The sequence below is a fragment of the Streptomyces sp. CNX435 genome (assembly GCF_059570575.1).
This window is the reverse complement of the sequence record NZ_JCANTA010000016.1, coordinates 165077-174736: the sequence shown is the minus strand read 5'-3', so window position 1 is coordinate 174736 and position 9660 is coordinate 165077. Positions and strand designations below refer to the sequence as shown.

At 73.1% G+C, this 9660-nt stretch carries 11 protein-coding genes; 7 read left to right on the top strand and 4 right to left on the bottom strand.

All coding sequences use genetic code 11. From position 1 onward, the window contains the following. Nucleotides 1-18: 18 nt before the first annotated feature. Nucleotides 19-1224 carry an IS110 family RNA-guided transposase gene (locus tag T328_RS24765; RefSeq protein WP_496494277.1) on the bottom strand — a complete coding sequence of 402 codons (1206 nt, stop codon included), beginning with the start codon at nucleotides 1222-1224 and terminating at the stop codon, nucleotides 19-21. Nucleotides 1225-1438: 214 nt separating this feature from the next. Here T328_RS24765 and T328_RS24760 point away from each other — a divergent pair, with 214 nt between their 5' ends. The 3 genes from T328_RS24760 to T328_RS24750 all read left to right on the top strand — a co-directional run bounded on the left by T328_RS24760 (nucleotide 1439) and on the right by T328_RS24750 (nucleotide 3346). Then, nucleotides 1439-1945 carry a hypothetical protein gene (locus T328_RS24760; protein ID WP_496498360.1) on the top strand — a complete coding sequence of 169 codons (507 nt, stop codon included), beginning with the start codon at nucleotides 1439-1441 and terminating at the stop codon, nucleotides 1943-1945. A gap of 12 nt (nucleotides 1946-1957) precedes the next feature. Then, nucleotides 1958-2854 (top strand): JmjC domain-containing protein, encoded by an 897-nt coding sequence (locus T328_RS24755; RefSeq protein ID WP_496498359.1) that lies wholly within the window; start codon nucleotides 1958-1960, stop codon nucleotides 2852-2854. 135 nt (nucleotides 2855-2989) lie between these two features. After that, nucleotides 2990-3346: an antibiotic biosynthesis monooxygenase family protein gene (locus T328_RS24750; RefSeq protein ID WP_496498358.1), complete on the top strand. Its 357-nt coding sequence runs from the start codon at nucleotides 2990-2992 to the stop codon at nucleotides 3344-3346. Between the two features lie 73 nt (nucleotides 3347-3419). Here the strand turns inward: T328_RS24750 and T328_RS24745 are convergent, their stop codons facing one another. Then, complete coding sequence (locus tag T328_RS24745) at nucleotides 3420-4082, bottom strand: HNH endonuclease family protein (RefSeq protein WP_496498357.1); 663 nt, start codon at nucleotides 4080-4082, stop codon at nucleotides 3420-3422. A gap of 184 nt (nucleotides 4083-4266) precedes the next feature. On the opposite strand from T328_RS24745, the gene T328_RS24740 reads away from it, so the two are divergent. Continuing rightward, the gene (locus tag T328_RS24740) at nucleotides 4267-5109 is read left to right on the top strand and encodes an ABC transporter permease (protein WP_496498368.1); all 843 of its coding nucleotides are present in this window, start codon (nucleotides 4267-4269) and stop codon (nucleotides 5107-5109) included. A 198-nt stretch (nucleotides 5110-5307) separates the two neighbouring features. After that, entirely contained in the window at nucleotides 5308-5892 is a 585-nt protein-coding gene (locus T328_RS24735; protein WP_496498356.1) for a TMEM165/GDT1 family protein, read from the top strand. 122 nt (nucleotides 5893-6014) lie between these two features. On the opposite strand, the gene T328_RS24730 is transcribed toward T328_RS24735, so the two are convergent. Continuing rightward, nucleotides 6015-6677 carry an HAD-IA family hydrolase gene (locus T328_RS24730; protein WP_496498355.1) on the bottom strand — a complete coding sequence of 221 codons (663 nt, stop codon included), beginning with the start codon at nucleotides 6675-6677 and terminating at the stop codon, nucleotides 6015-6017. Nucleotides 6678-6757: 80 nt separating this feature from the next. Continuing rightward, nucleotides 6758-7420 (bottom strand): TetR/AcrR family transcriptional regulator, encoded by a 663-nt coding sequence (locus T328_RS24725; RefSeq protein ID WP_496498354.1) that lies wholly within the window; start codon nucleotides 7418-7420, stop codon nucleotides 6758-6760. 102 nt (nucleotides 7421-7522) lie between these two features. Here T328_RS24725 and T328_RS24720 point away from each other — a divergent pair, with 102 nt between their 5' ends. Next, entirely contained in the window at nucleotides 7523-9001 is a 1479-nt protein-coding gene (locus T328_RS24720) for an amidase (RefSeq protein WP_496498353.1), read from the top strand. Nucleotides 9002-9022: 21 nt separating this feature from the next. Then, the gene (locus tag T328_RS24715) at nucleotides 9023-9580 is read left to right on the top strand and encodes a DUF2087 domain-containing protein (protein WP_496498352.1); all 558 of its coding nucleotides are present in this window, start codon (nucleotides 9023-9025) and stop codon (nucleotides 9578-9580) included. The last annotated feature ends 80 nt before the right edge of the window (nucleotides 9581-9660 follow it).

The window sequence follows — 9660 nt, the reverse complement described above, 5'->3', positions numbered from 1 at the left end:
GGAGTCTCAATGACGAAGTCAAGCCGCTTGCTGCGTGACGGGCGGGGCGGGGGTGAAGAGTCGTCCGTCGCGCAGGAGGGCCCACAGGACACCAGCTCGTCGGCGGGCCAGGGCGATGACGGCCTGGACGTGCTTGCAGCCCTCGGCGCGCTTCTTGAGGTAGAAGTCCCTGTTCGGCCCGTCGCGGATGATGCTGGTCTGCGCGGACATGTAGAACACTCTGCGCAGGCGGCGGCTGTAGCGCTTGGGCCGGTGAAGGTTGCCGGTGCGGCGGCCGGAGTCGCGCGGTACGGGCACCAGTCCGGCTGCCGAGGCCAGATGGCCGGCGTCCTGGTAAGCGGCCAGGTCGCCGGCGGCGACGACGAACTCGGCGCCGAGGATGGGGCCCATGCCGGGCAGCGACTCGATGATCTCCGCCTGGGGATGGCTGCGGAATGTCTCGCGGATCTGCCGGTCGATCCGCTTGAGCCGGTCGTCCAGGGCCAGGATCTGCGTCGCCAGGTCGGCGACGATCTGCGCGGCGACGTCCTCTCCGGGCAGTGCGGTCTGCTGGGCCTGGGCGGCCTCCAGTGCGGTGACCGCGACGGTGTCAGCGCTGCGGACGCTCCGGTTGGCCAGCCAGGCGGTCAGCCTGGCCCGGCCGCGGCGGCGGATCGCCGCCGGGGTCTGGTAGCCGGTCAGCAGCACCAGCGCGCCCTTGTGTGCCGAGTAGTCGAAGGCCCGCTCCAGGGCGGGGAAAATGCCGGTCAGCACGTCCCGGAGCCGGTTGATCATCCGCACCCGGTCGGCCACCAGGTCCGAGCGGTGCGCGGTCAGCAGCGCGAGGTCGGCGGCGAGCTGGGCGGGCACGTCGATGACAGCGAAGTCCCGGCGGTGGCGGGCGGTCTCGGCGATGACGTAGGCGTCCCGGGCGTCGGTCTTGGCCTCGCCCCGGTAGGCCCCGGACATGCGGTTGACCGTGCGGCCGGGCACGTAGACGACTTGCTGGCCATGGGCCGCGAGCAGGGCCAGCAGCAGCGCGGAGGACGTGCCGGAGATGTCCACCGCCCAGCGGACCTCGTCCGCCAGCTCCAGGATCTCGCCGAGCGCGGTCAGGATCGCCGACTCGTCGTTGTCGATCTTCTTCGACCACAGGGTCGCGCCGGTCTCGTCGACCACCGTCGCCCAGTGATGCCCCTTGCCCGCATCAATCCCGGCCCAGACCCGGGCCCGCCGCTGAGGCACTCGCCCCTCCTCGTTTCGCACAGCATGCCGTCGGCCCGAGGAACACCCCGCCGTCATCTCCGTAAACAGCGACCGCACAAGGCGCGCACATCTCAATCAGCAGCCAGGGCGCCCCGGAGAGCCGGACGGCCACTCCCAGGAAGCCACTGAAGGCAAGGACACATAAGCCACATCCGGCCCTCCCGGGCCACCCAATAACTTACGGAAGGAACACATGAGCTGGTCAGGGCACTGGCATGGCTACGGACCGTGGATCGGTCCGCTCTCGACGTACGCGAAGGAAGGCGGCCGGCGGCCTCCCCATCCCAGCGGACCGCCCTCCGTGCTCGACCCCGACGACAAGCGCCAGCAGGCCGTCCTGGACCGGTACCGGGAGGCCGCCGCCGAGTTCGCGACCGGCACTCTCCCTCCGACCATGACCGGCTACTGGCTCATGAAGAAGGACCAGGTCTCGGCCGACCGCACATGGACCGACCTGGGCATGGCGCTGGCGTGGCTGGAGAAGACCTACCAGGCCAATCCCCCCTTCGAGCGGGCGGACGGGAAGACGGCGTACATCAGCCTCGACGACAAGCTGGCCTACGCCACCGACGCGCTCCCGCGCGGCGTGGACGTGAGCTGGGTGTACTACCTGCCGTCGAAGAATCTGGCCGCGTTCACGGTCGTCTGCTGTCCCAACCACCACCGCCCGGACTTCCGCTGCCCCCTCCCTCCCACCTGACCGGAGACGCACATGTCCTTGCGGATGCTCCTGCCCGACGCCGACGCCCTCCTGCGCTCCTGGCCGACAGACCCGTACGTCGTCGACCGCAGCCCTACCGAGCTGGACGACGCGATCACCCCGGCCGCCCTCGACGAGTACATGTCCTCCGGTTGCATCCCCGCCGCCGAGATCGCCGCAGTCAAGGCACCGAACCCGTCCCTGAACCGCGACGCCTTCATGACCAACGGGCGTACCGATTCCGCCCGGTTGGCCAACCTGCGGGAGAACGGCTTCACTCTGCGCCTGGGGAATCTCCAACGGGTGATTCCGTTCATGGCCAGGCTGTCGCACGGCATCCAGGAGGAGACCGGCTACTCCAACTACGTGCACGCCTTCGTCACGCCCGGCGGTGAGCAGGGGCTGCGTCACCACTGGGACCAGCAGCTCGCCGTCATCGTGCAGCTCAGCGGCGTCAAGACCTGGCAGCTCTGGCGCCCGCCCGTCGAGGCGCCCATGCGCCACTACAACGAATCCTGGAGGGTCTGGCGCCCTGAGTACGTGCACGAGTGGGAGGCTGCCGGCCCGGACCTGGAGGTCGCTCTCAAGCCCGGTCAGGCGCTTGTCCTGCCTCGCGGTTGGGTGCACAACCCTCACTGCCGCGACGCCTCCGAGGAGAGCGTGCACCTGACCTTCGCGATCCGCGAGCGCACTCCCTACTGGCTTTGCGAGCAGTTCCTCGACGCCGCCCTCGCCGACCCGGCCTTCCGGCAGGTCCTCCAGCCGGACGATGTGACGGGCGAGGGACTCGGGACCCGACTGCGGGAGGCCCGAGGAGCGCTCGTGAGCTTCCTGTCGACGATGGACCCTGCGGGCCTGGCGCCCTCGGTGCGCGAGGCCGCGCTGACCGAGTGCGAGTACACGACGTAGACAAGGGGTGGTGGAGGGGACGCAGGACCGGTCCTGCCGCGGCGTCGCGCCTCGCGGCGCTTACGCTGGCGGCGGAGAAGGCGGCGCGTGCGGCGTACCGGAGGCGGACGTGCCCTGTCGGCTGAGAGGTGACCTGTGCCCAGCGTGGTGAAGATCAACGTCCTGACCGTTCCCGCCGAGCAGCGGGAAGTGCTGGAGAAGCGCTTCGCCGCGCGCGCCGGCCTGGTGGAGAGCGCGGACGGCTTCGAGTGGTTCGAGCTGCTGCGCCCGCTGGAGGGGTCGGACCGGTACCTCGTCTACACCCGCTGGCGCAGCGAGGAGGACTTCCGGGCCTGGATGGAGGGCTCGATGCAGGCGGCGCACCGCGGGGACGGGGGCGGCGAGGGCGGTGGGGAGGGTGAGCGGCGGCGGGCGGCGGCGACGGACTCGGAGGTGTGGACGTTCGAGGTGATCCAGCAGGCGGGGCCGGAAGGCACTGCGAACGGTTCGTAGAGGACCGCCTCGGTCATGCGCCGGTACGAGCCGGCCCGTGCGCGGTGACGGGCCGGCTCGCGGCGGTGCGGTGTCAGCAGCCGGAGAGAGTGGACTCCAGCGCCGACTTCTCCGCGTCGTCGGCGGTCAGGTCGTAGGTGTGCTTCACCCACACCCACATGCTCGCGTAGGTGCAGTGGTAGCTGCTCAGCGGCGGCATCCACTCCGCCGGGTCCTGGTCGCTCTTGGACTGGTTGACGTTGTCGGTCACGGCGAGCAGCTGGGCGACGTCGAGTTCGTTGGCGAACTGCTCGCGCTGGTCGGTGGTCCACCCGCTGGCGCCGGAGCGCCAGGCTTCGGCGAGCGGCACCATGTGGTCGATGTCGACGTCGGAGGAGGCGGTCCAGGTCTCGCCGTCGTACGGGGAGTACCACGAACCGCTGACCGCGGCGCAGCTGCTGTCCTGCTCGACGTTCTCGCCGTCGCGCTGGAGGACGACCTCGCGGGTGTTGCAGGCCCCGGACTGGGTGCTCCAGTGCGGGAAGAGGTCGCGGTCGTAGCCGTCGGAGGAGCCCTCGGGCGCGGTGGTGATCTCCGCGAGGTAGCCGAGGGCGGTGTCGGCGCTGGGCGGGGTGGGCGGTTCGGCCTGGGCGTGCGGGGCCGCGGTCAGCAGCAGCGCCGCAGCCGCGAGCGGCACCGCGAGGTGACGCGCGTAGACCTTGAGCCGTGCGAGGGGCGGCAGGGAAAAGCCGGACATGCGAACTCCCGGATCTATGGGGGGTGTTGTGCGTGTGCACGTGGATGCTGACGCCGCGAAGTGTCGTTTCTGCAGGCGCCAGGTAACACCTTGAGGACATGGCCATGTCATGCGCAAGACCGCGTGACGGGTTCACCCTCCCCGCGCCCTCGGCGCCGGCGCCCCCCGACCGGGCTACGCTCGGCTGATGCTGCCCGTCAACGGCACCCTCGCGGCCGTACTCAGCGCCCTGCTGGCCGCCGCGGTCGCGGTCGCGGCGGTGGCCCGGCTCGGCGAGGGACACGAACACCGGCAGCAGGAAAAGTACGGCGGCAGCGGAGGGGGCGGGAAGAACCGTTTCAGCCGCTGGGGCTCACCACACGCGCGCGCAGTGGCCACCGCCGGCCTGCGCGCCGCCGCCCAGCTCGCCGCCGTCTCCGTCGTCATCGGCTACGTCGTACGCGCCGTGCCCCTGCTCCTCGCCTTCGTGGCCCTGATGTTCGCCGTCGCCACCTGGACCGCCGGCCACCGCATCACGCACAACCGCACCTGGCGCTGGGCCGCCGCCCCCATCGCCGCCGGCGTGACCCCCGTCGTCGCCGTCCTGCTGCTCACCGGCCTGGTCGCGGTCGACGACATCGCCCTCATCCCGGTCAGCGGCATCCTCATCGGCGGCGCGCTCACCGGCACCGTGCTCGCCGGCCGCCGCGCGCTCGACGAGCTGGCGGCCCGGCACGGCGAGGTGGAAGCGGCCATGGCGCTGGGCTTCCCGGACCACGAGGCCCGGCTGGAGATCGCCAGGCCGGCCGCCTCCGACGCGCTCATCCCCGGCCTCGACCAGACCCGCACCGTGGGACTCGTCACGCTCCCCGGCGCGTACGTCGGCATGCTGCTGGGCGGCGCCTCGCCGGTCGAGGCCGGGGCGGTGCAACTGTTCGTGCTGGTCGCGCTGATGGCGGTGCAGGCGGCGGCGGTCGCGGTGGTGCTGGAGCTGGTCGCCCGCGGCCGGGTGCACCGCCTAGACTCGGTGGCGTCTGAAGGGGAGTAGCCCTCAGCCGGTGCCGTCGACATACTGCCCAGCCCGCTGGGCCGGCGCCCGGAGCGCGGAACCGTACGGCCGGCCGGCCGTAGGGACCTCTGCGCCGGCGAGACCTTCGGCCGCAGTGTCGTTTCCGTTGACGCTGCCGTGCCGAGGCCGCCCCCGCGCTTACGCTCTCGGTACGGCGCCCGACCGAGAGTAGGAACCTTGCTCAGCCCCAGCACCGTCGCGATCGTCTTCGGCGTCGTCTTCCTCGCCGAACTCCCCGACAAGACCGCGCTCGCCGGCCTCGTACTCGGCACCCGCTTCCGCGCCTCCTACGTCTTCGCCGGCGTCGCCGCCGCCTTCGCCGTCCACGTCGGCCTCGCCATCGCCGCCGGCAGCCTGCTCGCGCGGCTGCCGCAGCGGCCGGTGCAGGCGATCGTCGGCCTGCTGTTCCTCGCGGGCGCGCTCGTCCTGCTGCTGAAGAAGGACGAGGAGGAGGACGAGGCGGCCAGGGCCCCCGCCGACCAGAGCTTCCTGAAGGTGGCGGGGGCGGGCTTCATGCTGATCCTGGTCGCCGAGTTCGGCGACCTCACGCAGATCATGACCGCGAACCTGGCGGCGCGCTACGACGACTGGCTGTCGGTCGGGGTCGGCGCGGTACTGGCGCTGTGGGCGGTGGCGGCGATCGGGATCGTGGGCGGGCGGACGCTGATGCGGTACGTACCGCTGAAGCTGATCACGAAGGTGGCGGCGGGGGTGATGCTGGTGCTGGCGGGGTTCAGCGGCTACGAGGCGATCAGGGGGTGACCCGGGCGTCGGCAGCGGCCGGGCGCGTTCCACGGCGGGCCGGAACGGGTCGGCTCGTAGAAGCCGCCCCGCGGCGCGCCCGCGCGCGCCGGCCCGCGCCCCGCACCGGCCCGCCTCCCCGCCTACGCGAGCGCCAGCCGCAGCGCGCCGCCGCCCAGCGCCCGGACCCGTACCCCCGCCAGCGTCTCCACGTGCACGTCCGTCCCCTCCCCCGCCGCCCGCGGCCCGACGCCCACGACCCGCATCCCGGCCGCGCGGGCCGCGGCGATGCCCGCCGCCGCGTCCTCGAAGACGACGCAGTCGGCGGGCGCGAAGCCGAGGTCGGCGGCACCCTTGAGGAACCCCTCCGGGTCGGGCTTGCTGGCGCTCACGCACTCGGCGGTGATGGAGATCGCCGGCACCGGCAGCCCGGCGGCGGCCATGCGGGCCTGCGACAGCGCGCGGTCGGCGGACGTGACGAGCGCGTGCGGCAGCCCGGCGAGGCCGGCCAGGAACTCCGGCGCGCCGGGCACGGGCACGATGCCGTCCGTGTCGGCGGTCTCCCAGGCGAGCAAGCGGGCGTTGTCCGCGAGGTTCTGCTCGACGGGGCGCTCGGGGAAGAGGTGCGCGATGGTGGCGTACGCCTGCCGCCCGTGGGCGTGGCGCAGGATCTCGTCGGCGTCCTTGCCGTTCTCGGTGGCCCAGCGGCGCCAGACGCGCTCGACGACGGCGTCGGAGTTGAGGAGGGTGCCGTCCATGTCGAGGAGCAGTGCCTTGAAGGCACCTATGTCCGTGGGCCTGCCCATACGTAACCCCCAGGGGTCGAGAAGCGCGCGATTGCCGTTTGTTTCCACACGATACAAAACCGCGCGCGCCACGCCAAGCGCTATTTCCGGAGCCAGAGCCCGGCCAGGTGCGCGTGCAGGACGTCGTGCGCCTCGGCCGGGGCGAGGTGGCCGACGAGGACGTGGGCGGTGAGGCCGTCGGCGAGGGCGAGGAGGGTACGCGCCGCGCGCCGCGGGTCGAGAGGCTCGGGCCGCGGGGCGCCCCCGTCGGGTTCGGCGGATTCGGCGCCCGCGACGGGTGCGGCGCCCGCGGCGCCCCCGCCGGTCTCGGCCACTTCGGCGACGAGGCGGGCGAACACCTCCTCCAGCGCCGCGTAGTTCGCCCGCAGCGTCCCGGCGAGCGCCTCACTGACCGCCGCCTGCGCGACGAAGGCCAGCCAGACCCGCGCCTCCGCGCGGTGCTCCTCCCCGAGCAGCGCCACCTCGGCGGCCGCGTACCCCAGGGCGGTGCCCGCCGACTGGGCCGGGCTGCGGACGAGCCGGGCCCGTACGCGCTCGCCGATCCGCTCGCCCACGTATCCGAGCGCGAACACGAGCATCTCTTCCTTCGTACGGAAGCACCGCTGCACCGCCCCCATGGACACCTCCGCGCGAGCGGCGACGTCACGCAAGGTCACGCCCTCCAGCCCGCGTTCGTCGGCGAGTCGGCAGACGGCCTCGGCGATAGTGCGGCGCCGGCTCACGTGATCCACCTGCCTGGGCATGCCTCCGGTCGACCTCCTTATTCGATGCGCGCGTATCGGTTCCAGGGTACGGTGACCGTTCCGATGCAGGCGCATCGGAACATGCCCGGGGAAGGGAAAGCCATGCGGGACGACGACGCCCTGTGGAAAATGCCGGCCACCGCCCAGGCGGCGGCCGTACGTGCCGGGCACGTCTCGGCCGTCGAACTGGTCGACAGCCACCTCGACCGCATCTCTGAGGTCAACCCGCAGGTGAACGCGGTCACCCAACTCCTGGCGGAACGCGCCCGCGAGGCCGCGGCGCAAACGGACCGCCGGCGCGCCGCCGGTGCGGCGCTGGGCCCGCTCGCGGGCGTGCCGTTCACGGTGAAGGAGAGCACCCCCGTCGAAGGGGTACCGACCACGTTCGGCGTCGAGCGCTTCCGCGAGCTGGTGGCGGCGGCCGACGCGCCGCCGGTGGCGCGGCTGCGCGCGGCCGGTGCGATCCCGCTCGGGCACAGCAACATCCCCACCCTGATCCTGGCCGGGATGCACACCCGCAGCGAACTCTTCGGCGACACCGTCAACCCGTGGGACAGCTCACGCACCCCCGGCGGCTCCAGCGGCGGCGACGCGGTCGCCGTGGCCACGGGCATGGCGGCGCTGGGACTCGGCAACGACTCCGGGGGATCGGTGCGTATCCCCGCCCAGTTCTGCGGGGTGGCCGGGCTGAAGCCGTCCACCGGCCGCTTCCCGGCCGACCACCGCGTCCTCGGCCCCGACGACCCCGGTCCGGCGTCCCAGATGCTCGTCACCGACGGCCCGCTCGCCCGGACCGTGGGCGACCTGCGGCTGGCGTACGAGGCGCTGGCCGGCACCGACCCGCGCGACCCGCGGGCGGTACCGGTGCCCGCGTACGGCGACGCGCTCCCCGGGCCGGTGCCGGTCGCCGTCGTGGCGGACCCGGGCGGGCACGGCGTCCACCCCGCCGTCCGCGCGGCCGTCGCGACCGCGGCCGACGCGCTGCGCGACGCGGGGTACGACGTGCGGGACGTACCGGACGTGCCGCGGCTGGACGAGACACTGGCGGCGTACGGGCGGCTGACCGTGACCGAGTTCGCCCCGACCTGGCCGGCGGTGCGCACGCTGCTCGGCGAGGGAGGGGACCGCTACCTGGCGATGGCGATGGAGAAGACCCCGCCGGCGAGCGCGGACGAGTTGGTGAAGCTGATGGGCACGTGGATGTCGCTGCGCCGCGCGTGGGCCGAATTCCTCGACGCGTACCCGCTGTTGCTCGGCCCGTCGTTCAGCGAACCCCCGGTCGAACCGGGGTTGGAGTCGCGCGACCGCGCGGGCCGGGACCGGGTCGCGTCGGCGATGCGGCTGTGCAGCGCGACCAGCTTCGTGGGGGTGCCCGCCGTGGCCGTACCGACGGGGGTCACGGACGGGCTGCCCGCGGGGGTGCAGGTCGTCGGGCGGGCGTTCCGGGAGGACCTGTGCCTGGACGCGGCGCAGGCGATCGAGGACCGGCTCGGGGTGCTCACGCCCGTCGCCCCGGGGGCGGCCGGCGGAAAACCGCTTCCGGCTCCGCCCCCGGATCGCGTTACGTATACGGATGCCTGAACCACCAAAGGAACGGACACCATGAACACGGCCTCCCCCGAGCACACCGCGGACCCCGCAGACCAACCGCCCTCCTGCCGCGACCTCGTCGGCCTCCTCGCCCAGCCCGACCGGCGCGCCGCCTACGCGGCCCTCGCCCTCGGCGCGATGTCGGTGGCGGAGGTCGCCGAACGGGCGGGCCTCCGGCCCCCGGCCGCCGCCGCGGCGCTGCAGAAGCTGACGGCCGGCCGGATCGCCGCCTTCGACGGCACGACGCGCACGTACACCCTGCGCGACGACACGTTCCGCCGCGCGGTCCAGGCCGAGGTCAGACTCTCCGGCCGGGGCGACGCCGGCGACGGGGCCGGTTCGTACTTCCGCCGCGGCCGGCTGACGTCGATCCCGGGCGACGCGGCGGTACGGGGCCGGGTGCTGGCGGTGGTGACGGATTCGTTCGAGCGGGGTGTGACGTACCCGGAGGCCAAGGTCAACGCGATCTGCGGGGAATGGCTCGACGACTGGGTGAGCCTGCGCCGCGCCCTGGTGGACGAGGGCCTGCTGCGCAGGAACGGGTCCGGCACCGCGTACCAGCGCGCGTGACGGCGACGTGGCCCGGCACGAGGGGCCCCGGTGCCGCGCCCGCCCTACCCCCGAGGTAATCGCCCCGGCCCGGCCGCATG